Source organism: Methylobacterium sp. C33D (genome assembly GCF_053345825.1).
Genome location: NZ_JBKFAV010000035.1, coordinates 45,198 through 69,603, shown reverse-complemented (window position 1 = coordinate 69,603; position 24,406 = coordinate 45,198). Strand labels below are relative to the sequence as shown.

General features: G+C 72.9%; 23 protein-coding genes. 10 read left to right on the top strand and 13 right to left on the bottom strand.

Annotation, left to right across the window (positions count from 1 at the left end):
* Nucleotides 1-2,918, bottom strand: a 2,918-nt coding sequence (gene addA, locus ACLBXO_RS24150; protein WP_447686961.1) for a double-strand break repair helicase AddA, incomplete at its 3' end; no start/stop codon positions are given.
* A 212-nt stretch (nt 2,919-3,130) separates the two neighbouring features.
* Between addA and minC (ACLBXO_RS24145) the strand changes: the two genes are divergently transcribed.
* From minC (ACLBXO_RS24145) to ACLBXO_RS24125, 5 genes are all read left to right on the top strand, one after another.
* Nucleotides 3,131-3,799, top strand: coding sequence for a septum site-determining protein MinC (gene minC / locus ACLBXO_RS24145; RefSeq protein ID WP_331318598.1), 669 nt, complete (start codon nt 3,131-3,133; stop codon nt 3,797-3,799).
* A 234-nt stretch (nt 3,800-4,033) separates the two neighbouring features.
* On the top strand, nt 4,034-4,762 hold the full coding sequence (gene minC, locus ACLBXO_RS24140) for a septum site-determining protein MinC (protein WP_447686960.1): 729 nt from the start codon (nt 4,034-4,036) through the stop codon (nt 4,760-4,762).
* Between the two features lie 13 nt (nt 4,763-4,775).
* Complete coding sequence (gene minD, locus ACLBXO_RS24135; protein WP_331317099.1) at nt 4,776-5,591, top strand: septum site-determining protein MinD; 816 nt, start codon at nt 4,776-4,778, stop codon at nt 5,589-5,591.
* Entirely contained in the window at nt 5,588-5,929 is a 342-nt protein-coding gene (gene minE, locus ACLBXO_RS24130) for a cell division topological specificity factor MinE (RefSeq protein ID WP_100251864.1), read from the top strand. The genes minD and minE overlap by 4 nt, the downstream gene beginning before the upstream one ends.
* A 162-nt stretch (nt 5,930-6,091) precedes the next feature.
* Nucleotides 6,092-6,976, top strand: a complete 885-nt coding sequence (locus ACLBXO_RS24125; RefSeq protein WP_447686959.1) for an alpha/beta fold hydrolase — start codon at nt 6,092-6,094, stop codon at nt 6,974-6,976.
* Here ACLBXO_RS24125 and ACLBXO_RS24120 read toward each other — a convergent pair.
* Together ACLBXO_RS24120 and ACLBXO_RS24115 are read right to left on the bottom strand one after the other, a co-directional pair.
* Nucleotides 6,966-8,402, bottom strand: a complete 1,437-nt coding sequence (locus ACLBXO_RS24120; RefSeq protein WP_447686958.1) for a cytochrome P450 — start codon at nt 8,400-8,402, stop codon at nt 6,966-6,968. The genes ACLBXO_RS24125 and ACLBXO_RS24120 overlap by 11 nt on opposite strands.
* Before the next feature lie 77 nt (nt 8,403-8,479).
* Nucleotides 8,480-11,128 (bottom strand): ABC transporter transmembrane domain-containing protein, encoded by a 2,649-nt coding sequence (locus ACLBXO_RS24115; protein WP_447686957.1) that lies wholly within the window; start codon nt 11,126-11,128, stop codon nt 8,480-8,482.
* 416 nt (nt 11,129-11,544) lie between these two features.
* Between ACLBXO_RS24115 and typA the strand changes: the two genes are divergently transcribed.
* A complete protein-coding gene (typA, locus tag ACLBXO_RS24110) occupies nt 11,545-13,368 on the top strand; it encodes a translational GTPase TypA (protein ID WP_331317104.1) in 1,824 nt (607 codons plus the stop codon).
* A gap of 166 nt (nt 13,369-13,534) precedes the next feature.
* Nucleotides 13,535-13,768 (top strand): RAG2 PHD domain containing protein, encoded by a 234-nt coding sequence (locus ACLBXO_RS24105; protein ID WP_331317106.1) that lies wholly within the window; start codon nt 13,535-13,537, stop codon nt 13,766-13,768.
* A 53-nt stretch (nt 13,769-13,821) separates the two neighbouring features.
* Here ACLBXO_RS24105 and ACLBXO_RS24100 read toward each other — a convergent pair whose 3' ends face one another.
* The 5 genes from ACLBXO_RS24100 to cysK form a co-directional block, all read right to left on the bottom strand.
* Nucleotides 13,822-13,980 (bottom strand): hypothetical protein, encoded by a 159-nt coding sequence (locus ACLBXO_RS24100; RefSeq protein ID WP_331317107.1) that lies wholly within the window; start codon nt 13,978-13,980, stop codon nt 13,822-13,824.
* Entirely contained in the window at nt 13,977-14,291 is a 315-nt protein-coding gene (locus ACLBXO_RS24095; RefSeq protein ID WP_331292665.1) for a hypothetical protein, read from the bottom strand. The genes ACLBXO_RS24100 and ACLBXO_RS24095 overlap by 4 nt, the downstream gene beginning before the upstream one ends.
* Nucleotides 14,291-14,470 (bottom strand): hypothetical protein, encoded by a 180-nt coding sequence (locus ACLBXO_RS24090; protein WP_331317111.1) that lies wholly within the window; start codon nt 14,468-14,470, stop codon nt 14,291-14,293. The genes ACLBXO_RS24095 and ACLBXO_RS24090 overlap by 1 nt, the downstream gene beginning before the upstream one ends.
* A gap of 82 nt (nt 14,471-14,552) precedes the next feature.
* Nucleotides 14,553-15,056 (bottom strand): hypothetical protein, encoded by a 504-nt coding sequence (locus ACLBXO_RS24085; protein WP_447686956.1) that lies wholly within the window; start codon nt 15,054-15,056, stop codon nt 14,553-14,555.
* A gap of 289 nt (nt 15,057-15,345) precedes the next feature.
* The gene (gene cysK, locus ACLBXO_RS24080) at nt 15,346-16,320 is read right to left on the bottom strand and encodes a cysteine synthase A (RefSeq protein ID WP_331292668.1); all 975 of its coding nucleotides are present in this window, start codon (nt 16,318-16,320) and stop codon (nt 15,346-15,348) included.
* Between the two features lie 337 nt (nt 16,321-16,657).
* Between cysK and ACLBXO_RS24075 the strand changes: the two genes are divergently transcribed.
* Nucleotides 16,658-17,548 (top strand): TAXI family TRAP transporter solute-binding subunit, encoded by an 891-nt coding sequence (locus tag ACLBXO_RS24075; RefSeq protein ID WP_447686962.1) that lies wholly within the window; start codon nt 16,658-16,660, stop codon nt 17,546-17,548.
* Nucleotides 17,549-17,560: 12 nt separating this feature from the next.
* Here ACLBXO_RS24075 and ACLBXO_RS24070 read toward each other — a convergent pair whose 3' ends face one another.
* Complete coding sequence (locus tag ACLBXO_RS24070) at nt 17,561-18,097, bottom strand: GcrA family cell cycle regulator (RefSeq protein ID WP_447686955.1); 537 nt, start codon at nt 18,095-18,097, stop codon at nt 17,561-17,563.
* 455 nt (nt 18,098-18,552) lie between these two features.
* On the opposite strand from ACLBXO_RS24070, the gene ACLBXO_RS24065 reads away from it, so the two are divergent.
* On the top strand, nt 18,553-19,740 hold the full coding sequence (locus tag ACLBXO_RS24065; protein WP_447686954.1) for a patatin-like phospholipase family protein: 1,188 nt from the start codon (nt 18,553-18,555) through the stop codon (nt 19,738-19,740).
* A 66-nt stretch (nt 19,741-19,806) separates the two neighbouring features.
* Here the strand turns inward: ACLBXO_RS24065 and ACLBXO_RS24060 are convergent, their stop codons facing one another.
* The 3 genes from ACLBXO_RS24060 to ACLBXO_RS24050 all read right to left on the bottom strand — a co-directional run bounded on the left by ACLBXO_RS24060 (nt 19,807) and on the right by ACLBXO_RS24050 (nt 22,090).
* Entirely contained in the window at nt 19,807-19,935 is a 129-nt protein-coding gene (locus tag ACLBXO_RS24060; RefSeq protein WP_012320301.1) for a hypothetical protein, read from the bottom strand.
* A gap of 95 nt (nt 19,936-20,030) precedes the next feature.
* Nucleotides 20,031-21,443, bottom strand: coding sequence for a pyruvate kinase (gene pyk, locus ACLBXO_RS24055; protein WP_331317117.1), 1,413 nt, complete (start codon nt 21,441-21,443; stop codon nt 20,031-20,033).
* A gap of 152 nt (nt 21,444-21,595) precedes the next feature.
* A complete protein-coding gene (locus ACLBXO_RS24050) occupies nt 21,596-22,090 on the bottom strand; it encodes an SRPBCC family protein (RefSeq protein ID WP_447686953.1) in 495 nt (164 codons plus the stop codon).
* A 154-nt stretch (nt 22,091-22,244) separates the two neighbouring features.
* Here ACLBXO_RS24050 and ACLBXO_RS24045 point away from each other — a divergent pair, with 154 nt between their 5' ends.
* The gene (locus ACLBXO_RS24045) at nt 22,245-23,585 is read left to right on the top strand and encodes a lytic murein transglycosylase (RefSeq protein ID WP_447686952.1); all 1,341 of its coding nucleotides are present in this window, start codon (nt 22,245-22,247) and stop codon (nt 23,583-23,585) included.
* A gap of 7 nt (nt 23,586-23,592) precedes the next feature.
* Here ACLBXO_RS24045 and ACLBXO_RS24040 read toward each other — a convergent pair whose 3' ends face one another.
* A complete protein-coding gene (locus tag ACLBXO_RS24040; protein WP_331317125.1) occupies nt 23,593-24,381 on the bottom strand; it encodes an aldolase in 789 nt (262 codons plus the stop codon).
* Nucleotides 24,382-24,406 lie beyond the last annotated feature (25 nt).

Here is a 24,406-nt window from a genome sequence, read left to right as displayed (position 1 = left end):
GACGGGCTCAGGGCCGCGAGGGCCGGCTCCGGCGGCACCGGGCTGCGCAGCCAGTCCGGCTCCGGCCCGGCCGCCGCTCCGGCCGGCGGGGTCGCCGCGGCGGGCGCGGGATCCGGCGGGGCGCCGTCCTGCCACAGGGTCGCGGGCCCGTAGGGGAGTTCCAGCGCCCGGCCCGCGCCGAGCGCCGCCTCCAGGCCGGCCTGGATCATCCGGCACCACGCCGCCTCGGTCTCGCGCTCGTGGCCGCGGAAGGGCGCGACGATCAGCCGGTCGGCCGCGCGGGTCATGGCGACGTAGAGCAGGCGGTTGTGCTCCTGCCGGGCCTTGGCGAGCAGGGCCGCCCGCGCCGCGTCGGTGGCGGCGCAGTCCTGCGTCCGCCCGCCCGACCAGACCGGCGGCAGGGCGACCTCCGTCGCCGGGAGCGGCAGCAGGGGCGGGTCGTTGCGGCCGAGGGGCTCGCACCCGTCGAGGATCACCACGACCGGCGCCTCCAGGCCCTTGGCGCCGTGGACCGTCATGACCCGGACCTCGTCGCGGCCCGATTCGAGGTCGCGCTTGACCGTGTGCCCGGCCTCGGCCCCGACGTAGCGGGCGAGGAAGCCGCCGAGCGACGGGGCGTCCTCGCCGGTCTCCGCCTGGGCGGCGGCGGCGAGGAACACGTCGATCGCGTCCCCGGCCTCGCCGCCGAGGCGGGCGACCAGCTTGGCCCGGCCCCCCCGCGGTCCGAGGAGCCGCGCGTAGAAGCCGAACGGGCCGTGGAGCCCCGCCAGCGCGATCCAGCCCGACAGGGCCGCGAGCCCGCGCCGCGCGGCCGCGTCGCCGGCCGCGGCGTGGCGGTGCAGGGCATCCTCCAGGGTCTCGGCGAGGTCGCGGCGGGCGGCGATCCGCACGAGATCCTCGTCGGTGAGGCCGACGAGCGGCGTCTTGAGGGCGGTGGCGAGGGTCAGGTCGTCGGCCGGCAGGAGCCCCGCCCGGCCGGCGGCGACGAGGTCGGCCACCGCGATGTGGGCCGAGACCTCGAGCCGGTCCTGCCCGGCGACCGGGACGCCGAGCCCCTTCAGGGCGCGGATCACCTCCTCGAAGGCCGGTCCGCGCTTCCGGACCAGGATCAGGACGTCCCCGGGGCGCCAGATCCGGCCGGTGGCGTCCCCCGCGGTGGTCCAGGCGCGCACCGCCTGCGCCACCCGCCGGGCGGTGACGATCGCCGGGGCGCTGGTCTCCGGCGCGTCCACGGGGGCGGTCCAGGCATCGGGCTCCGTGGCCGGCTCCGGCTCGGCGATCGGCCACAATTCCACCGCGCCGGGTGCGCCCGGCCGCGCGCTGGCATGCACGGTCGTGCGCACCGTGTCCTCGAACGACAGGCCCTCGTTGTGCGCGTCGAGGGCGAAGACGGCGTCGACGGCGCGCAGGACGAGGTCGGTCGAGCGGAACGACAGGGTGAGCGGCACGTCCTCGAAGGTCAGGCCGGCCGAGCGCGATTCCGCGATCCAGGACGCGCGGGTCAGGGCGAATTCCCGCGGTTCCGCGCCCTGGAAGCCGTAGATCGACTGCTTGGGATCGCCCACCGCGAAGCGCGTGCGGCTGCCGATCCGCGCCCCCTCGCCGGCGGCGAATTCCTGCGTGATCGCCCGCAGGATCGCCCACTGCTCCGGGTTCGTGTCCTGCGCCTCGTCGACGAGGACGTGGTCGATCCCGCGGTCGAGCTTGTACAGGACCCAGCCAGCGCCGACGCGGCCGAGCAGGTCCAGCGCCTTGTGGATCAGGTCGTCGAAGTCGAGGGCGCCGAGGCGCGCCTTCTGGGCCTCGACGCGGCGGTGGATCTCGGCGGCGATCTGGAACAGCGCCTGCGTGCGGGCATGGGCCCGGGCGGCGCGCAGGCGGTCGAACAGCGGATCCAGCCGGTCCCGCTCGGCGAGCAGCGCCGCCTTGGCGCCGGCCGGCACGGCCTTGGTCCCGAGGCTGCTGTCGGCCTTGGGCTCGTCCTTCTGGGTGAAGAAGACCGCGCGGTAGAGCGCGAGCGCCTCGGCCCGGTCGGGAAGGTCCGCGGAGCGGAGCCGCTCGGCCTCGGCGGCCTCGAGCGCGTCGGCGAGCTTCTCGTCGTTGGCCTTGCCGGTGCGCAGCGCGGCCACGAGCGCGGCGCGCTCCCCCGGGCGGCACCCGGGACCGCCCTCGAGGATCGCGGCCTCGATCCGCTCGGCGGATTCCTCGGCCGCCAGTCCCAGCGCCCCGTGCAGCCGCCCGAAGGCACGCTCCAGGCCGGCGGCGTCCCCGATGAAGCTCCGCGCCCGCATGGCCGCCCGGATCGCGGCCCGCAGGGTGTCGCCGGTCGCTTCCGGCGTGACCCGCGCGAGGGCGGCGCTGAGTGGCGTGTCGCCGTTCGCGACGGCGTCGGCCAGGACGTTGGCCATCTCGATGTCGAACAGTTCCCGGGCCTTGGCCTCGTCGAGCACCACGAAGCGGGCCGGCACGTTCGCCTCGAACGGGAACATGTGGAGCAGCCGCTCGCACAGGGCGTGCAGCGTCTCGATCTTGAGGCCGCCCGGCGTCTCGACCGCCCGGGCGAACAGGCGGCGCGCCAGCCGCAGGCGCTCGGGCCCGGCGCGCTCGCCGGTGAGCTCGGCGAGTTCGGCGGCGAGGGTCTCGTCGTCCAGCGTCACCCAGCGGCCGAGGAGCCGGAAGACGCGGATCGCCATGTTGGCCGCGGCGGCCTTGGTGAAGGTCAGGCACAGGATCCGGCCGGGCGGCGCCTCGTCGAGGAGCAGCCGCACGACCCGGTCGGTGAGGACCTTGGTCTTGCCCGCGCCGGCATTGGCCGAGACCCAGGCCGAGGCGCGCGGGTCGGCCGCCCGCCGCTGGTTGGCGCGGGTCAGGTCATCGACGACGAAGGGGGCGGGGGCGTGCGAGGTGGCGCTGCTCAACGGTCCGGTCCGGCTCGGCTGCCGGCCCTCTCTACAACAGAAACGCGCCGGCGGGCCCGCCAAGGCGTCACATCGGGCCTTGCGGGATTGCTCCCGGCGCGGCGCCGTCCCATGGATGCGGACCATCCCTTCCGCGCACACCGAACACGCCCGTGACCCAGCCGACATCCGAGCCGGCGCGCCCGCCGATCCGCTTCCGCGGCCGCTCCTTCATGGCCACCGTCCTGGCGCCGATCCCCCCGGTGGCCGACTGGTTCGGCGACCTCGACGCCCTCAACCGCCGCGCCCCGAACTTCTTCGCCGGCCGGCCGGTGATCCTCGACCTGTCCGGATTGCGGCTCAACCGCGAGGATCTCGACGGTCTGCTCGCCGAGCTGGCTGCCCGCAACATCCCGATCCTGGGGATCGAGGGCGCGGCGGCCTCGCTCCTGGATTCCCGAACCCCGCCCGCCCTGTCGGGCGGGCGGCCCGCGGGGGAGGTCGCCGCTCCGGACGAGGCGGCCGCGGACGCACCCGCACCGGCCGAGCCGCAGGCCAGGGAGACGGCCCGCTCGCTGATCCTCGACGCGCCCGTGCGCTCCGGCCAGACCGTGCTGCATCTCGAGGGCGACGTCACGGTGCTGGGCGCCGTTGCGTCGGGCGCCGAGGTCATCGCGGGGGGCTCGATCCACGTCTACGGCGCCCTGCGCGGCCGCGCGATCGCCGGCGCCGCCGGGAACCCGGCGGCCCGGATCTGGTGCCGGCGGTTCGAGCCGGAGCTGGTGGCGATCGACGGGCTCTACCGCGCCGCCGACGACCTCGACCCGGCCTTCCGCGGGCAGGCCGTGGAGGTGCGGCTGCTCGAGGACGCGATCAAGCTCAACCTGTTCGAGCGGGGTTGAGGGGCTGCCGACGACGGCGTCCGGGCCGTCGGCCGAAGGCCGCGTCCGGCCCGGCGGCGGGCCCGGGTGACCGTGCGCCGCGCCCCCGCGACGGTCCGCGATCGGGGCGCGAGACCGTCCTCCGCTGCCCCGATACCAGGATCCCGGCAGAATTTGCCGACCGGATCAGAAACTTAACCCTTCGGTAACCATACCCGCCGTCAATGGTCCGGTAAGGACTCTTAACGGGCGGACATGAGCGACACCCTCCCCGAGCCGATCGAACCGGAGACCGCCCGAGCGGCGGCTCCTTCCGCGCCCCGGCCGCTCAGCCTGCGCGGACGGGCCTTCAAGGCCCTGGCCCTCTGCCCCGAGCCGCCGCTTCCCGAGTGGCTCGCGGGTCTCGACGCGGCGCTCAAGCGCTCGCCGACTCTGCTGAAAGGCCGGGCCGTCATCCTGGACTGCGCCCAGCTCAAGCCCGAGCCGGACGCGCTCGAGACGCTGATGAACGAGCTCAAAGCCCGCGGCATCGCGGTCCTGGGCATCGAGGGCGCCGACGCGGTCGCGGACGGTCTGCCGCCGCTGCTGGTCCAGGGGCACCCGTCCGAGAAGGTCGAGATCCCGAGCGTCCCGGCCGAGCCGGAGCCGCAGGTGGTCACCTCGATCACCGTCGAGGGCTCGGTCCGCTCCGGCCAGAGCGTCATCAACCCGACCGGGGACGTGACCGTGATGGGCTCGGTCTCCTCGGGGGCCGAGATCCTGGCCGGCGGCTCCATCCACGTCTACGGCGCCCTGCGCGGTCGCGCGATCGCCGGAGCCGCGCGCAACCCGCGCGCACGAATCTACTGCCGCAAATTCGAACCCGAGTTGCTGGGGATCGACCGCCTCGTGCGGACGGCGGAGGACATGGGCACGGCCCTGCGCGGCAAGGCCGCCCAGGTCTGGCTCGATGGCGGCAACATCCGAATGGCAAGCCTGGATTAAGGGAGATCGACGCGTGGCAAAGGTTCTCGTCGTCACATCGGGCAAGGGCGGCGTCGGCAAGACGACGACGACCGCGGCCCTCGGAGCGGCCCTGGCCCAGGGTGGTCAGAGCGTGTGCGTCGTCGACTTCGACGTCGGCCTGCGCAACCTCGACCTCGTCATGGGCGCCGAGCGCCGGGTCGTCTACGACCTCATCAACGTGGTCAACGGGGACGCCAAGCTCCCGCAGGCGCTGATCAAGGACAAGCGGCTGGAGACTCTGCACCTGCTGCCGGCCTCGCAGACCCGCGACAAGGACGCGCTCACCGACGCGGGCGTCGCCCGGGTGATGGACGAGCTGCGCGAGAAGTTCGACTGGGTGATCTGCGACTCCCCCGCCGGCATCGAGCGCGGCGCCCAGCTCGCCATGCACCACGCCGACGTGGCGGTGGTCGTCACCAACCCCGAGGTCTCCTCGGTGCGCGACTCCGACCGGATCATCGGCCTCCTCGATTCCAAGACCGCCAAGGCGGAGAAGGGCGAGGACATCGAGAAGCACCTGATCCTCACCCGCTACGACCCGCTGCGGGCCGACCGCGGCGACATGCTCAAGACCGAGGACGTGCTCGACATCCTGTCGATCCCGCTGCTCGCGATCATCCCGGAGAGCCAGGAGGTGCTGCGCGCCTCGAACCTCGGCTGCCCGGTGACGCTGAACAACCCGCTCTGCGCCCCGGCGCGGGCCTACGCCGACGCGGCCCGCCGGCTCAAGGGCGAGTCCGTGCCGATGAGCCTGCCGGTCGAGCGCAAGTCCTTCCTCGACAAGCTGTTCATGCGGAGGGCGGCGTGAGCATCCTGGGACTGTTCCAGAAGCGCAGCTCCGGCGCGGTCGCCCGCGACCGCCTGCAGCTGATCCTCGCCCACGAGCGCGCGGAGTCGGGTCGCCCCGACCTCGTGATCCAGCTCCGGGAGGAGATCCTGGCGGTGATCGCCAACCACGTCGCGGTGGAGCCCGACAAGGTGAAGGTCACCCTGGAGCGCGGCGAGGGTGTCTCGACCCTCGGCCTCGACATCGAGCTGCCGCTCGGTGCCTCGGGCAAGCTCGACGCCAAGCTGGCCGCGAAGCTCGCCGAGGTCGCCGCCAACAAGGGGGCCGCCAAGCCGGCCTCCTCCAAGAAGGCCGCTTGAGCCGGGCGGGGAGCGTCCCCGCCGGCACGGAGATCCACGAGCCGCGCCCGGTCCGCCGGGTGCGGCTTCGTCGTGGCCGCCACGAAGTCCGGTCCCGACGCTCGACCGGGCGCCCCGTCGCGCCATCTCCGGGACCCGGGGGAGGCCGATGAGAGGATCGCCATGCCGAGCGCCACGACGGACGACGGGATACGGCTCCACTACGAGGAGAGCGGCCGGGGCACGCCGCTGATCTTCGTCCACGAATTCGCCGGCGATCATCGCAGCTACGAGGCGCAGCTGCGCCACTTCGGCCGCCGCTACCGCGCGGTCGCGTTCAGCGCCCGGGGCTACCCGCCCTCCGACGTTCCGGAGGCCGTCTCGGCCTATTCGCAGGCGCGCGCCGCCGACGACATCCTGGCCATCCTCGACCATCTCGGCGCGCCGCAGGCCCACGTCGCCGGCATCTCGATGGGGGCCTTCGCGACCCTGCATTTCGGCCTGCGGCATCCCGGCCGCGCGCTCTCGCTCTGCCTCGGCGGCTGCGGCTACGGCGCGGAGCCCGAGCGGCAGGCCCTGTTCCGCGCCGAGGCCGACGCCACCGCGGCGATGCTGCTCCGCGACGGCATGGCGGCCTTCGCGGAGCGCTACGCCATCGGGCCGACGCGGGTGCAGTTCGAGACCAAGGATCCGCGCGGGCACGCCGAGTTCAAGCGGATGCTCGCCGAGCACTCGGCCCTCGGCTCGGCCAACACCCAGGCCGGCGTGCAGAAGGGGCGGCCGTCGCTCTACGACCTCGGGGACGAGCTGGGCCGCATGACGGTCCCGACCCTGATCGTCGCCGGCGACGAGGACTGGCCCTGCCTCGCCCCGAGCCTGATGCTCAAGCGGGTCATCCCCTCCGCGGCCCTCGCCGTGCTGCCCAATACCGGCCACGCCCTCTCGGTCGAGGAGCCCGACGCCTACAACCGCCTGCTGGACGACTTCCTGGCGCAGGTGGAGAGCGGCCGCTGGCCGATGCGCGATCCCCGCGCGACCTCGGCGACGATCACCGGGATCAGGGGCTGAGCGGCGCGCGGGGGATCAGCCGGAACCGGGCCGGCCGGTCCGGCTGGGTCGTGACGACCGCCTGGGGCAGCACCGGCTCGCGCTCGTCGAGCACCAGCCGGAACCGCTGCAGCACCCGCGCCAGGGACAGGACGGCCTCGCTCAGGGCGAACTGCGCGCCGATGCACACGCGCGGACCGGCCCCGAAGGGCAGGTAGGCGAAGCGCCGCGGGGCCGGGGCGCCGGGCAGGAAGCGGCCCGGATCGAACGCGTCCGGGTCCGGCCAGAGCGACCGGTGGCGGTGGAGCACCCAGGGGCTCACCATGACGATGTCGCTCGCCCGGACCGCGTGGCCCGCCACGCTGTCCGGGCCGAGCGCCCGCCGGACGACCACGAAGGCCGCCGGGTACAGGCGCAGCGTCTCGTCGATCACCGCGCGGGTGAGCGGCAGCCGCCCGTCGCTCTGGCAGCCGGTGGGATCGGTCAGGTCGGCGGCGCGCGCCTCGGCGGCGACCCGCTCCTGCACCTCCGGGGCGAGGGCCAGCAGGTAGGCCGCCCAGAACAGCGTGCCGGCGGTGGTCTCGTGGCCCGCCAGGATCATGGTGGCCACTTGGTCGCGCAGCTCGTCCGGCGTGAAGGCGGCGCCGGTGTCCGGATTGCGCGCGGCCGCGAGCAGGTCGAGGAGGTCGCCCGAGCGGGACCCGTCCCGCTCCGCGGCCCGGCGCGCCGCGATGATCCGGTCGAGGAAGGGGATCCACCGGTGCCGGAAGCGGCGGCGCGACAGGTCGAGGGGCACCGGCCAGCCCGGGGGGATCACGATGTCGAGGAGGTGCGGCCGCCCCATCCGCTCGGCGTACTCGGCGATGAACTGGCGCAGCTCGGCGCCGTGCTCGTCCATGCCCACCGAGAACATGGCGCGCCCGGCGATCTCCAGGGCGAGCCTGTAGAAGGACGTGAACAGGTCGACCGGCCCTTCCGCGGCCTCGGCGGCGATCCGCTCCATCCCGTCGGTCACGGCGGCGGCGATGTGGGGCACCAGACCGTCGATCGCCCGCGGCGTGAAGGCCGGCGCCAGGGTGCGCCGCTGGTGCCGCCACGCCGAGCCCTCGCTGATCAGGAGCCCGTCGCCGAGGATCGGGCGCAGGATGCGGGTCGTCCCGGTGGTGCGGGCGTAGTTCGCCTGATTCTCGACGAGGACCCGGCGGATCGCCTCGGGGTCGTTCAGCACGAAGCTCGATCGCCCGAGCAGGCCCCGCCGGGTGACCGGCTCCTCGAAGGCGCGCCGGGGAAAGCCCGCCAGCGCGTTGTCGCGGATCGAGCGCAGGTAGGCGGCCAGGGGCAGCTCGCGCTCCGGCGGGGCGCGGTGCGGCGGCACCACGCGCGGCATCCCGGCGAGGCTCGGGCTCGCCCGGTCCGGGGTCGCGGTGGCGTCCGAGAATGTTGGCATGGGGGGCCATCCTGTGCCGGAGACGGGCAGGCCTGTAAACCGCCGGCCGCGCCGCGCGCGGACCGGTCACGCTTACGTCATTCCGCCGCCGTGCGCAGGCGCGCTTCGGCACTCCGCATCGGGAGGCGCGCGGGGAACCGGGCCGGATCGGATTCCGGCGACAGGCTCGCCACGAGGCTCGCCCGGGGTAGGGCGGCCTCGGTCACGTCGAGCAGCGTGTCGACGCCGCGCTCCAGGTGCTCGTCCACCCGGTCGGCGACCAGGATCTCCGGCGCGCGCAGGATCGCCCGGGCGAGGCCGACCCGGACCCGGACGCGCTCGGCCAGCAGCTGCCCGCGGTTGCCGACCTCCTTCTCGAGGCCGCGCCGCTGGATCGGCCGCTCCAGGTCGAACTCCCGGAACACCGCGCGGGCCTCCTTCTGGATCAGCGCCTCGCCGTGCATCCGCGCCGTGTCGATGCGGCCGAACAGCAGGTTGTCGAGGACGGTGCTGCGCGGGTTGATCCGGTTCGGGTCGTAGGATTCGACGTCGCAGCCGTCGTCGCCGTGCATGAAGCCCTGCACGACCGCCCGCGCGCCGACCATGCGCTTGGCGAGGGTCTCGTCGAGCAGCCCGAAGCGCATCCGCGGCTCGACATAGGCGAGGGCCAGCGCCAGGAAGGCCACGCTGTCGGTCTCGCTCAGCCGCCCGTCGTCGGGCAGGCGCGCGAGCCGGCGCAGGTAGTCGGGCAGCGCGTCCGGGGTGATCAGCGAGAACCGCCGGAACAGCGGGTGGCCCGGCGGCACGTCGGCGAAGATGTCCTTGAGGTTGCTGGCGATGGCGACGCCCATCCGGTCGAGCTCGTCGAGGAGCTTCACCTTCTCCAGCGCGTCGCGGAACAGGGGGACGCCGGCGAGGCGGCGCGGATCCGTCAGCGTCGGGTCGCGCGGGACGCCGAACAGCAGGTTCTCCCCGACGGTGGCCTGCTCGTTGTAGTGGCCCCGGGCGAAGGGGATCACGAGGTCGGCGAGACCCTTCTGGGCGAAATGCTCGCGCAGGTGCTCCCGCGCCGCGATCATGCGCTGGCCCACCGGCGTGTCGTGGGCGACCGAACTCAGGGCGCCGAGCCCGAACCGGTAGAGCTCGTCGCCGAGGTCGAGCCGGCCGAGCAGGTCGAGCAGGCGCTCGTCGAGCTCGTCGGCATCCCGGACGCCGAGGCGCTTGAAGTCAATCCAGGGGTCCTCGACGCTGTCGCAGGGGTTGCCGGTCTTCACCGCCTCGTTGATCCGCGCCTTGCTGAGGTCGAGGCTCTTGGTGCGCAGCGGGTGCACGCGCAGCCCGTAGAGGACGTTGTCGCGCAGCGTCCCGGGGAACAGCACGGGCTGGACGCCCGCGTAGGCGATGCGCCGCGCGTGGTGGCGGCGCGGCAGCGTCGAGAGGTCGTGCTCGCCGATCCGGACCGTGCCCCCGGGCGGCGCCTGGAGCCCGGCGAGCACGCGGACGAATTCCTGCGCGATCGCCCCGGGCGGGACCAGGGCGACCTGCCCGGGGAGGGGTACCTCCGCGTCGCCGACCTCGATTAGGGAGCCGCCCTGCGGATCGCGCAGCTGCAGGCCCTCCAGCCGCAGCGGCCCGCCGAGCCGGGGCGCCGCGCGCTCGGATTCGTGCTCGGCCGGCAGGAGGCGCTGCGGGCCGAAATGCGCCGCCACGGTCTCGTACTTGACCTCGACGTCGAGGCGCTGCTGATCCCAGTCGATCAGCTCCTTGAGGGGCGGCGGCAGGTCCCGGTAGGCGGCCAGGACCGCCACGAGCTGGCCGATGTCGAGCTGGCCCTTCAGGGCGAAGTAGCCGCCGATCGCGTAGAACAGGAACGGCGTCACCTGCGCGAGCAGGTTGTTGAGGTATTTGACCGCGAACTTGCGGCGGTAGATCCGCAGGCGCAGGTCGTAGAGCCGGTAGAGGCGGCCGCCGATCTCCGCGCGTTCCCAGCGGCCGGTGTCATTCAGCGTCACCGCCTGCAGGCCGTCGAGCACCTCGGCGACGCGCCCGGCCAGGGCGCGGGACGCGATCTGACGCTGGCGGCTGAGACGGATGATCTCCCGCCGCAGCCGCGGGATCACGGTCATCTGCACGGCGACCATGCCGCCGGCCGCGATGCCGAGCCAGATGTTCTGCATCATGATGAAGGCCAGCGCCGTCGCGGCCTGCGTGCCCAGGAACACCGGCACCACGATCGCGTCGCCGATGAAGGAGCCGATCGGCTCGACCTCGTCCCGGATGATCGTCGCGGTCTCGGAGGATTTCACCTCCCGCTGCGTCTCCGGCGAGAAGCGCAGCATCAGCGAGAACAGCTGGAAGCGCAGGCGGCGCAGCATCCGCTCGCCGAGGATGCCCTTCTGCAGGTTGATCCAGAACTTGAACGCGCCGTTGATCAGGACGAGGCTGAGGAACAGGGTCGACAGGCTGAGCAGCAGCTCGAACCGGTCGAGCTGGAAGCCCTCGAACAGGTGAGTCTTGCCGCCGCCCAGGAAGGCGGGCCACTCGACGGTGAGCTCGAGGAACGGCGCGGTCGCCTCGCCGTGCGCGTAGGCCTTCCCGGTGATCGCGTCGTTGACGATGCGCTTCGGCAGGTCGAGCGAGGCGAAATAGAACGGGAGCGACGCCAGCACGACGGCGCAGATCCGGAGCTGCGCGCCTTTCGAGTAGCGCCAGATATACGGGAACAGCCGCGGCTCAAGCGCGCGCATCGTGTCCTTCCGGGGAAAGCCCGCCCTGGCGGCCCGAGGGCCGAATCGCCGCAGCCGAGCGCCTGATCCTGGTCGATACGCTACCCGAGGGATCCGGTTTCATCCAATACAACCCGATACGGACGGCTTCGCGCCGGTCGCGGCGTCATCGTGCCGTCATATAGGGCGGCCGCCGCTGGGGAGCGCGCGCGGAGCAGCCCTGCTTCGATCGCCGAACCGCGCCGGGCGCGGGGCGCCGCTGCCGGATCTGCCCCCAGCAATCCCGGCAACGCGACGCCCCCATGACCTCAGCGGCCTTGCCCAAGCGCGCGCGTCCTTATATTGCGACGCAACCACCACGACTCCGTACCTGAACCGGCGCGGACGGCCGCGCCGCGCGGCCGCCAGGGAGCCGGCACAACCCGTTTCGGGCCGCCATGAATCTGCGCAACATCGCCATCATCGCTCACGTCGACCACGGCAAGACGACCCTCGTCGACAAGCTGCTGGCCCAGTCCGGCACCTTCCGCGAGAATCAGCGGGTCGAGGAGCGGGCGATGGACTCGAACGACCTCGAGAAGGAGCGTGGCATCACGATCCTCGCCAAGGCGACCTCGGTCGTCTGGAAGGACACCCGCGTCAACATCGTCGACACCCCCGGCCACGCCGATTTCGGCGGCGAGGTCGAGCGCATCCTGTCGATGGTCGACGGCGTGATCGTGCTTGTGGACGCGGCCGAGGGGCCGATGCCGCAGACCAAGTTCGTGGTCGGCAAGGCGCTCAAGATCGGCCTGCGCCCGATCGTGGCGATCAACAAGGTCGACCGTCCGGACGCGCGGATCAACGAGGTCGTGAACGAGGTGTTCGACCTGTTCGCCGCCCTCGACGCCACCGACGAGCAGCTCGACTTCCCGATCCTCTACGGGTCGGGCCGCAACGGCTGGATGGCCGACAGCCCGGAGGCCGACCCGTCGGTGGGCCTCGAGCCCCTGTTCGACCTCGTGCTGAAGCACGTGCCGCAGGCCCGGACCGAGGAGGGCCCGTTCCGGATGCTCGGCACCCTGCTCGAGGCCAACCCGTTCCTCGGCCGGATCATCACGGGCCGCATCGCGGCGGGCTCGGTGAAGCCCAACCAGTCGATCAAGGTCCTCGACCGTCACGGCAAGGTCGTCGAGACCGGCCGCGTGTCGAAGATCCTCGCCTTCCGCGGCCTCGAGCGCGCGCCGATCGAGGTGGGCGAGGCGGGCGACATCGTGTCGATCGCCGGCCTGATGAAGGGCACCGTGGCCGACACCTTCTGCGACCCGCAGGTCGAGACCCCGATCCAGGCCCAGCCGATCGACCCGCCGACCGTGACGATGTCGTTCATCGTCAACGACAGTCCGCTCGCCGGCACCGAAGGCGACAAGGTCACGAGCCGCATGATCCGCGACCGCCTGTTCAAGGAGGCCGAGGGCAACGTCACGCTCAAGATCGAGGAGGCGGCCGACAAGGACAGCTTCTACGTCTCGGGCCGGGGCGAGCTGCAGCTCTCGATCCTGATCGAGACCATGCGCCGCGAGGGCTTTGAGATCGCCGTGTCGCGGCCGCGCGTCGTGTACGAGCGCGACGAGAACGGCGGCCTGCTGGAGCCGATCGAAGAGGTCGTGATCGACGTCGACGAGGAGCATTCCGGCGTCGTCGTGCAGAAGATGTCCGAGCGGAAGGCCGAGATGCTGGAGATGCGGCCCTCGGGCGGCAACCGCCTGCGCCTCGTGTTCCACGCCCCGACCCGCGGCCTGATCGGCTACCAGGGCGAGCTGCTGACCGACACCCGCGGCACCGCGATCATGAACCGGCTGTTCAAGGCGTACGAGCCCTACAAGGGCGAGATGCCGGGCCGGCGCAACGGCGTGCTGATCTCCAACGACCAGGGCGAGGCCGTGGCCTACGCCATGTGGAACCTGGAGGATCGCGGCCCGATGATGATCGAGCCCGGCTGGAAGGTGTACCAGGGCATGATCGTCGGCGAGCACAACCGCGAGAACGATCTCGAGGTGAACGTGCTCAAGGGCAAGAAGCTCACGAACATCCGCACCACCTCGAAGGACGAGGCCGTGCGCCTCACCCCGCCGATCCGGATGACCCTCGAGCGCTCGCTGGCCTGGATCCAGGACGACGAGCTCGTCGAGGTGACGCCGAAGTCGATCCGCCTGCGCAAAGCGATCCTCGATCCGAACGACCGCAAGCGGGCCGAGCGGTCGAAGGAGAACGCCGCCTGAGGCGGACGGCCGTCGCCGATCGTGAACGACAGGCAACCGGGCGCTCAGGCCCGGTTGCTGATGCGGCCCTTATTCCGGGTCGCTCTCGGACCCATCGAACCCTTATGCCGGGGGCGATACCTCGGTGGGGCGGACCCGAGAGGCCCGCGTGAACCCCGTGACACCGATGCCCGTCGCGTTGAATCCCCTCCCTCCGTTCGCGCAGGCCGCCGCCGCGCCGCCCTCATACCTCGTCGGCCAGGACGGCGAGGGACACTGGGTCGCGGTCGAGACCGGTGGGCGCGCCGGAGGCATCTTCCGCAGCCGCCAGGACGCGATCCGCTACGCCTGCGTCGAGACCGGCTGCCGTCCCGGCGACGTGCCGCTGGCCTCCGGACCGATCCCCTTCCGGCTCTCCTGATCCCCGCGTCGCCGCGGCGCGAATCCCGCCGCGGCACTGGCCGGCGCGGCGCGTCAGCTGCTTCCGGGATCGGTCTCGTCGTTCTGCGTGCCGCCGGAAGGCGTCCCGTGGCCGGGCTTGCCCTCGGTCTTCTCGTTCGGGTCCTTGACCGCGTCGGGGGCGACGTTCTTCGGCTTGTCCGGCTGCGCGCCGGTCTCTCGACGCTCGGTCATTCCCGGTTCTCCCGCTCCGCCCGGTAGTGCCCGTCCGCCACCTTCGTGTCGGCGGCCGGACCTCGCGAGGCCTTCTGATCGGAATGGCCCCCCGAGGAGCCGCCGATCGCGGGCGGCGCGCGGCCCGGTTCGCCCGCCGCGCCCCAGCCCTCCTTCGGTTCGGGCCGCGGCGTTCCGCCGGACCCCATGTCGGTGATCGCCGCCTGATCGGAGGTCTGATGGCCGCCGCCGGCGGGCGGGCTCCCGCGCGACCCGACCTTGTCGTCGGGCTTGCGGGTGACCGTCCCGGATTCGCTCGTCGGCCTGACCATCAGCGCTTCCCGTCGTCCTGGCCGACGGCGGCGGTGGCGCGGTCGATCGCCTCGCCGAGATCGGTGCCGGACCGTGCCTCGTCCTCCATCTGGCCGAGCTTCTCGCGCGGCGTCTGGGTGTCGGTGGTCGGCGCGGTATCGGAACCCTCTCGCGACGGTCGTCCGGTCTGCTCTGTCATGGCTCGCCTCTCTGCGTCTCCGGGGGACAACGGAGGCGGGGGAGGAGGGTTGCGCGGACCCGGCCGACCGGCGGCGGGCGGGTCAGGTCTCCGGTCCGACGATCCGGGGCAGGAGGGCCTGCATGACGCGCCGCGCCGAATCCTCCGCGGCCTCGCGATCCGCCGCCCGCGCCTCGATCGTCAGCAGGTCGCCGTCCCGTAGAATGACCGCGGTCGCTCCGGCACTGCCGCCCAGCGCGTAGACGCTCATCCAGCCGATCGCCGGGCCGGCGGGCAGGGTCGAGAGGCGGCAATCCGGATTGCGCCGCACGCAGATCGCCTCGAGCGCCGCCAGGGTCGTGCGGCCCGAGCGGACCCGGGCCTCGGTTCCGTCGGTGAGGCGCCCGATCCGGATCTCGATCGACGGGGCCCCCGTGCAGGCGGAGCAGTGCAGGCCGAGATGCTCCGCTTCGGCCCGCGCCGTGGCCTCGGTCGCGAGCGCCGCCCTGGCGGCTTCGGCCAGCCCGGTCAGGTCGTGGAGCGCGAAGCCCTGGGCGATCGCCGCCTGAGCCCACAGACCGAATACGAGGATCAGAAGGCCGCGCATGAGAGATCCCTGTCCGTTCGCCGGGTCGGCGTTAGCGGATGGTTGTTCACGCGTCCAGGTGAAGCGCTCGCGCTGCTGTTTTCAGAAGAACTTCTTGATAATAATATATGCCCGCGGTCTGTAGGCTGGTTTGATCTCTATTTTATCTTCACGGATACAGTGCTGTGGTGGATTGAGTAGAAAAATTTGTTCGATCGGCCGGTCCCGGCACGATCGAGGTCGCGCGCGGGGCGGTAGGCCTCGCAGCGGGCCGGAGGGGAGCGGCCCGAAGGCCGCTCCGGTGCCGGGCTCAGCCGATCCCGTCGAACAGGGCGGACGAGATGTAGCGCTCGGCGAACGAGCAGGCGACGGTCACGATCCGCTTGCCCTGGAACTCGGGGCGCTTGGCCAGCTCCAGCGCCGCCGCGACGTTGCCGCCCGTGGAGATGCCGCCCGGAATGCCCTCCAGCCGGGCGAGCGCCCGGGAGGTCTCGAACGCCGCCTGGTTGGTGACCTTCAGGACGCCGTCGAGGATGTTGGTGTGCAGGTTGTCGGGGATGAACCCGGCACCGATGCCCTGGATCTTGTGCGGGCCGGGCTGGCCGCCGGAGATCACCGGAGAATCCTCGGGCTCCACGGCGAAGACCTTCAGGTTCGGCAGGCGCGGCTTCAGCACCTCGCCGACACCCGTCACCGTGCCGCCGGTGCCGACGCCGGCCACGAACGCGTCGAGCTGGCCGCCCGTGTCGGTCCAGATCTCCTCGGCGGTGGTCTTCCGGTGGATCTCCGGGTTGGCCGGGTTCGAGAACTGCTGCGGCATGACCGAGCCCGGAATCTCCTTCAGGAGCTCCTCGGCCTTGGCGATCGCGCCCTTCATGCCCTGGGCGCCCGGCGTGAGCGCCAGTTCCGCGCCCAGGAAGGCGAGCATCTTGCGCCGCTCCAGCGACATCGTCTCGGGCATCACCAGGATGAGCCGGTAGCCGCGGGCCGCCGCCGTGAAGGCCAGGGCGATGCCGGTGTTGCCCGAGGTCGGCTCGACGAGCGTGCCGCCGGGCTGCAGCTTCCCGGAGGCCTCCAGGGCGTCGATCATGTTGACGCCGATGCGGTCCTTCACGCTGGCGATCGGGTTAAAGAACTCGAGCTTCAGCAGGATCTCGGCGTCGACGCCGTGCTCCTTGGGCAGCCGGTTCAAGCGCACGAGAGGGGTGTTGCCGATCGTCTCGGTGATCGAGCCGTAGACGCGGCCGTGGCCGACCTTCGCCGGTGCGTTGAGGGTATCGGCCATCGCGGAACTCCTGGTCGTGGTGACGGGTCGGACAGATGTCGGGTCCGGGGGCGGCCCCGCCAAGGGATCGCTCGCCCGCGTGAGGCTTGACCGGCCCGGACGGGAGGCTCCGATATCGCGTTGCCGCGGCCGGAGCAATCGGGCTAAGTGCCGTTACCGAAAGTTCTTTCCGGAATCCGGCGGACTGTCGGGTCGGGGTGGAAGGCCTTTATTGAGTGATCCGTTGCTGATAGAATTTCATTCTCCGCCCCGGCCGGCCGCGGGCGACGGCGCCGGACCTTCCTCCGCGGCCGGAGGGCCGGGCCCCGCCGGTCGCCCGACGCGTCGGGCCGCCCTGCTGGCGGGGGTCGGGCTGCTGCTCGCGCGGCCGGCGCGCGCCGCCGAGGCGCTCCGCTTGGTGCTCGCCACCGCGACGCCGGGGGGCGGGTTCCCGGCCTTCGCGGAGCGCTTCGCGGGCGCGGTCTCGGCCGCGGACCCGGCCCTGACCGTCGAGCGGCGCGCCACCGGCGGCTCCTCGGAGAATGTCGGGCTCCTCCGCGCCGGCGGCGTCGATCTCGGACTCGTGCAGGGCGAGTACGCCTATCCGGCCCTCGCGGAGGGCGGTGGCCTGACCGTGCTGGCACCGATGTACCCCACGCCCGGCCTGTTTGTGGTCCCGGCTGGAAGCGCGATCCGATCCGTGGCGGATCTGCGCGGGCGCAGAGTCGTGCTCGGCACGCACAAGTCGGGGCTGACCGTCATGGGCCGGAGCGCCCTCAGCGCCTCGGGCCTCGATCCCGAGCGCGACATCATCCCGATCCTGCTCGACCGGGCCGGCGACGGCCCGGCCCTGGTGCGGGAGGGCCGCGCCGACGCGCTCTGGGGCGGCGGCCTCGACTGGCCGGGCTTCCGCGCCCTGGCCGCGGACCCGGGCGGCGCGCGCTTCTTCGGGCCGTCGGAGGCGGGCATCGCGCGCCTCGCGCAGCCCGGCGCGGCGACGCGGCGTCTCACGGTCCCCGCCGGCAGCTTCGCCGGGCAGGCGGATCCGATCGCGACGGTGGGATCCTGGAGCTTCGTGCTCGCCCGGCCCGGCCTCGAGGAGGACTCGGCCTACCGCGTCGTCCGGGCGCTGGCGCGGACGGAGCTCACCGAAGCGCAGCCGAGGAACCTCGTCGGTCTCGTCCCGGCGGACGCGTTCAATCCCGGCACCGCCCGCGTCCTCCGCGAGGCCGGCGTGACGCTGCGCTGACGGCGCGGCGGCTCAGCGGAACGAGGCGACGCGGCGATCGCGCTTCCGCTCGGCGGCGGGCTGGTAGGCGATCTCGGCGTGGTGCGTGCAGTACGGCAGGCCGGTGATCGACCGGGCGCCGCAGAAGCGGAATTCCGGCGTCGTCGGGTCGCCGAGGGGCCAGCGGCACATGGATTCCCGGAGATCCATGATGGTGACGCGCTGCGACACGGCCAGCGCCACGGGCTCCAGCGTCGCGGCCGGCGCGGCGGCCGGGAATTCCGGGGCCGGACGATGGGCCAGGATCGCGACAGGCTCGGGCGCCTGCGTCTCGACCACCGCGATGGCGGTCTCGATCTCGACCGTCTTCGACGGCGGAACGGCGGTGGCGGCCTCCTCGCCGCCGCGCGCGCGGCCGGCCAGACCGAGGCGGTGGACCTTGCCGATGACCGCGTTGCGGGTGACGCCGCCGAGTTGCGCCGCGATCTTGCTGGCGCTCTGGCCGTCTTCCCACAGGCGGCGCAGCAGCGCCACGCGATCGTCCGTCCAGCCGAGACCCGCTTCCATCATCCCCTCCGCCCCCTGCGGCTCGGCCGCGCCTCCGAAGGCGAGCCCGCGTGTTCCAGACGACAGGAGCCGATCTTCCGGCCGACCGTGTCGCCGCGCAGACTGCACCCCCGCACGCCGGCTGCCGCACCACGTGCGACACCCTGTCTCGCCGGGCCACGGGGGAACCCTAGCGCGGCGTTCGCGAACGTTGCAAGGGCGGCAGGCCGCCGGGCGCGGGCCGCCGCATCGCCTGTCCACCGGCAATGGTTCCGTCCGGCCCGGTCCGGGCCGGCTCCGCAAGGTCCGGCCCCTTGCCCCGACGGCCACGCTCGCGCCCCGATCGCGTGGGATCGTGACCTCACCGCAACAGCGCGGCCTTATCGTTGCTTCGAAGCCGGCTCAGGCGGAACTGGCGATACGGCCAAGCTCGTTCCGTGTGGCAGAGTGGGCGCGTTTCGCGGTTCGAGGAAGTGACGATGGGCGTTCGTCAGGTCAGCCTGCGCATGGCGGTGGCGTTCGGGCTGGCGGGTCAGGTCGCGGCCTGCGGCAGCGTTCCGCGGACGCCCTACAGCGCCGAGCAGGCGGCCTTCGCCACCGTTCCCGGCATCCCGGGCGCGCGGGTCTTCGCCGACGCGTCGGTGGACACGATCGCGGAGCTCGCCGCCCATCCGGAGCGGCGCCAGAAGGGCTTCACCTACCTGGCCCTGTCCGGCGGCGGCGGCGACGGCGCCTACGGGGCCGGCGTGCTGAACGGCTGGACGGCGTCCGGCAAGCGGCCGGAATTCACCCTGGTCTCCGGCGTCTCGACGGGCGCGCTGATCGCCCCCTTCGCGTTCCTGGGCTCGTCCTACGACCCCTACCTGACCGAGTTCTACACGAGCGGCGTCGCCAGCGAGCTGGTGGCCTCGCCGAACCTGGCGAACGTGCTGTTCGGCTCCGGCCTGTTCGGCGACGGGCGCCTGCGCAACCTCATCGACCGCTACGTCACGGACGATCTCCTCAAGGCCGTGGCCGAGGAGCACGCGAAGGGCCGGCGCCTGCTCGTCGTGACGACGAACCTCGACTCCCAGCGCGCGGTGATCTGGAACATGGGTGCCATCGCGGCGAGCGGGGTCCCCAACGCCCGCCAGCTGTTCCGCGACGTCCTGGCGGCCTCGGCCAGCATCCCGGCGGTGTTCCCGCCCCAGTTCATCGACGTCTCGGCCGGCGACGCGCGCTTCCAGGAGATGCATGTCGACGGGTCGGTGGTGACCCCGGTCTTCACCCTGCCGCAGACCCTGCTGCTGCGCGACGGACGGATCCGCACCGGCGGCAAGGCCGAGATCTACGTGGTGATCAACGGCCGTCTGGAGCCGGAATTCGAGGTCACGAAGGACAACACGCTCTCGATCGTCGAGCGCTCCTTCACGACGGCGAGCCGTGCCCGCTCCCGCGCGACGCTGACGGCGACCTACGCGCTGGCACGCAACAACGGCATCGGCTTCAACCTCACCTACATCGACGAGAACGGGCCCAAGGCGTCCGCCGCGAAGGGCTTCGACACCGCCTACATGCGGGCCCTGTACGAGGCCGGTTACGAGAAGGGCCGGACCGGCACCTTCTGGCAGCACTCGATCCCCGCCGCGCCGGTGCTCAGGGAGGCCGCCAGCGCCGTGGCGAACTGAGCGCCTCCTAGCCCTACCGCGCGCCCGGCTCGGGCGCGCGGCGAATGGCGCGGGCGGACGGTGCGCCTACTTGCCCAGGATCTTCGTCACGAGGCGGCCGAGCGGCGTCGCCGTGCTGGCGTTCCGGTCGTCTCGGTCGACGGGGCGGTTCTCGTTGCCGAGGATCTTGGTGACGATGCGTCCGATCAGGTTCATGGGTCGGCCCTCCGGTCTCGCGCCCAAATGGCGCAGCTTCCCCATCAACGGGTCAGGCGCGGGCCGCGTTCCAGCCCGGCGCCCGATCGGGCACTTCAGACCTGCATCAGGCGGATGTTGTTGGTGTTGCCGGCCGTGTGGAACGGGATGCCGGCGGTGACCACGATGATGTCGTTCGGCCGGGCGAAACCCTCGTCCTGGGCGTGGTGGCAGGCCTTCGAGGTCATCTCCTCGTAGCTGTCGACGTCCTCCGTCAGGACGCTGTGCGCCCCCCAGAGCAGGCTGAGCCGCCGCGACGTCGCGACGTTGGGGGTCAGGGCCAGGATCGAGGCCGCGGGGCGCTTGCGCGCGACCCGGGCGGCCGTCGTCCCGCTCGCCGTGTAGGCGACGATCGCCGCGGCGTGCACGGCCTCGGCGAGGTCGGCCGTGGCGGTCGCCACCGCGTGGGGCGGCGTCTCCTCCTCGCCCGGCTCCGAGGCCGCGACGATCGAGTGATAGAGCTTGTGCCCCTCCACGCTCCGGATGATCCGGTCCATCATCGCCACCGCCTCGACCGGGTAGCGGCCGGTCGCGGATTCCGCCGAGAGCATCACGGCGTCGGCGCCGTCGTAGATGGCGGTGGCGACGTCCGACGCCTCCGCCCGGGTGGGCGCCGGGGCGTTGACCATCGAGTCGAGCATCTGGGTCGCCACCACGACGGGCTTCACGGCGAGCCGGCAGGCCCGGATCAGCTCCTTCTGCCGTCCGGGCACGTCCTCGTGCGGGATCTCGACGCCGAGGTCGCCGCGGGCGACCATCACGGCGTCGGAGAGCCGGATGATGTCGTCGATCCGCTCCAGCGCCTGCGGCTTCTCGATCTTCGACATGATGCCGGCACGGTCGCCGATGATCCCCCGCGCCTCGATGACGTCGGACGGCTTCTGGACGAACGACAGGGCGACCCAGTCGACGCCGAGGTCGAGCCCGAAGGCGAGGTCCGCCCGGTCCTTCTCGGTCAGCGGCGACAGGTCCAGCAGCGTGCCCGGCAGGTTCACGCCCTTGCGGTTCGAGATCGTGCCCCCGGTGACGACCTCGGCGGTGATCGAGGTCCGCTCGGGCCCTGTGACCCGCACCCGCACCCGGCCGTCGTCGATGAGGAGTTCCTGACCCGGCACGACGGCGTCGAAGATCTCCGGGTGGTGCAGCGGGATCGCCTGCCTGTCGCCGTCGGCGCCCTCGAGGACGAAGCGGACGGTCTCGCCGGCCTGGAGATCGAGCCGGCCACCCTGGAGCGTGCCGATCCGGATCTTGGGCCCCTGGAGATCCTGCAGGATGCCGATCGGCCGGCCGACCTCCTTCTCGAGGGCGCGGATGGCCGCGTGGACCTTGGCGTGATCCTCTTGGAGGCCGTGGCTGAAATTGAGCCGGAACGTGTCGACGCCGGCGAGGAACAGGGCGCGGAGCTGGTCCGGGGCGGAGCTGGCGGGACCGACGGTGGCGACGATCTTGGCGTGGCGGTGACGGCGCATGCGGGTCTCGGCCTCCTGAGGCTGCCTCTGGGAATCGAGCCGGGCGCTCGGTCGCGCCGACGGCGCTCACATCGGTCCGCGACGGCCCCGCGGCGAGGGCCCACGGCGCCCGGCGGGCGATTTTTCGCGCGGCGGGCCGATTCGGCGGGCGGCTATCTGGCCGCCTCCCGGGCGATCCCGGCAAGGCCCGCGTCGAACACGCCGGTGATGTCGGCGACGGCGTCGGCGTCGCTCACGCCCTCGGCGTCGAAGGTCGCGCTCCAGATCACCGTGGAGCCTTCGCCGTTGGGACGGACCGCCAGCGTCGCGTTGTAGGCGCGCACCGGCAACGGGCCCTGGATGAAGCTGTAGCTGTAGCTCATGCCGGTCTCGTCGCGCGCGGTCTCGACCTCCGCGATCGTGCCCCGGCCGCCCTTCACCACGAGGCCGCGGATCTGGGCGCGGATGCCGTCGTCGTCGTCCTCGCCCGACAGGATGCAGCGCTGGACCTGCGGGTGCCAGTTCTGGATCGCGCAGAAATCGCCGACCAGCGCCCAGACCGCCGCGGGCGGGGCCGGGATGTCGCGGCTCCGGGTGACCTCCAGGGCGCTGGCCGGTCCGGCGGCCAGGAGGGCCGCGCCGATCGCCGTCAGGGAAGCGGGATGCATCACGGGTGGTCTCCGGGCAGGCGGGCAGGTGCGAGGCGACTTGGGGCGCCGCCGGGGCCGCGGCGAGCCCCTCGCCGCCACGGGCCGGGTCTCGAAGGTGTCGCTGCCGGCCCGCTATGCTACGCCGCCCCCGTCTGGATCACCGGAGATGCCCATGGACGATCGCGCCGCGCCGAATCGGCCCGCGACCCGGAGCGGCGCCGCGCGCGCGGCCCTGGCGACCGGCGCCGCACTCGTCATCGGCGCGGCCGTACCGGCGCGCGCCGCGGGGCCGGACCCGTCGCCGCCGGACGCGCAGCCGGCCTCGCAGCCGGCCTCGCATTCGACCGCGCCGCCAGCCGCGCCGCAGCCCTTCGAGGCCTGCCGGGCCGACCTGATCGCCTGGGTCACGGCCCGCGCCGTCCCGCAGGGCCTCGCCGAGGCGCAGCTCGCCCACCTCACGCCCGACCCGGACGTCGTCGCCGCGACCCAGAGCCAGGGCGAGTTCGTCCGGCCGATCTGGGACTACATCGAGGCCAGCGTCACGCCGGCCCGCGTCGAGGCCGGTCTGCGCAAGCTCGCCGAGCACGCCGACACGCTCGCGGCCATCGAGGCCCAGTACGGGGTCGACCGCCACATCCTGGTGGCGTTCTGGGGCGTGGAATCGAGCTACGGTGCCGTGCTCGACAACGCGGCGGTGGTGAAGCCGGTCCTCCGCTCGCTCGCGACGCTCGGCTGCAGCGACCCGACCCGCGCGACCAACTGGCGCGACGAGCTGGCGGCGGCGCTCCAGATCCTGGCCTGGAACCAGGCGCCCCTCGACCGGATGCCGGCGGGGCTGACCGGGTCCTGGGCCGGCGCCATGGGACACACGCAGTTCATGCCCAGCGTCTACCAGCGCGAGGCGGTCGATTTCGACGGCGACGGCCGGCGCGACATCTGGACCTCGGTGCCGGACGCCCTCGCGTCGACGGCGCACTACCTGCGCAGCCACGGCTGGAAGCCCGGCGCGGGCTGGGGCACCGAGGCGGTGCTGCCCGGGACCTTCGACGCGGCGCTCGCCGACGAGACGACGGTCCGCACCGTCGCGGCGTGGCGGGCGCTCGGCGTGAGGCCCGCCCGCGAACGCGCCCTGCCGGACGCGGCCGAGGCGACCCTGATCCTGCCGGCCGGGATCCGCGGCCCCGCCTTCCTGCTGCAGCCGAACTTCGCGGTGATCCTCCGCTACAACACGGCCCTGGCCTACGCGCTGACCGTCGCGCTCCTGTCGGATCGCCTGCGCGGCGACCCGGGCCTGGTGCATGACTGGCCGCGGGGCGACCGGCCGCTCACCGCCGACGAGCGGCGCGACCTGCAGACCCGGCTGACGGAGCGCGGCTTCGCCACCGGCGGGGTCGACGGCAAGATCGGCCCGCGGACGCGGGCGGCGCTGCGCGCGTTCCAGGGCTCGGTCGGCCTGCCGCCGGACGGCTACGCCGACGCCGCGCTGCTCGACCGGATCCGGGCCGCGCCCTGACGCGTGCTCAAGCCAGGAAGGCGGGCTCGTCCCGGGCGAGCACCCGCTTGACGCTCTCCAGGTGCAGGCGGGCGCTCTCGGCGCGGCCCGCCGCTTCCTGGGCCGCCACGTGCTTCACGATCGCCTCGGGCACGGCCTTCAGCGCGCGACCCGTGCTCATCGCCAGGACCTGCGCCTGGGCGGCGCGCTCCAGGTAGTAGAGGTCGTCCCAGGCCTCCGCGATGGTCTCGCCCAGCACCATCACGCCGTGGTTCTTCAGGAACACCACGTCCGCCTCGCCGGCGCTCTCGGCGATCCGCCGGCCCTCGGACGAATCGAGCGCGAGACCGTTGTAATCCTCGTCCACCGCGATCCGTCCGTAGAAGCGCAGGGCCGTCTGGCCCGCCCACACCAGCGGCTCGCCCTCCAGCATGGCGAGCGCCGTCGCGTAGGGCATGTGGGTGTGGAACGCGGCCCGGGCGCGGGGCTTCAGCCGGTGCAACTCGGCGTGGATGTGGAAGGCGGTCGCCTCCGGCTGGCCGTCGCCCTCGAGGACGTTGCCGTGGAAGTCGCAGAGGAGCAGGCTCGACGCGGTGACCTCCGCGAAGGCGAGGCCGTAGGGATTGACCAGGAACAGGTCGGGCCGCTCCGGCAGCACCGCCGAGAAATGGTTGCAGATGCCCTCTTCCAGGCCGTTGCGGGCGGCCCAGCGCAGGCAGGCGGCGAGGTCGATCCGGGCGCGGCGCACGCTGTCGGCGTTCAGGGGCTCGTTGCTGCGGGCCGGCGGGGTCCCCGGGGCGGTAACGGCGTGCGCCATGCGTGCGGGCTTTCCTGTGTCTTCG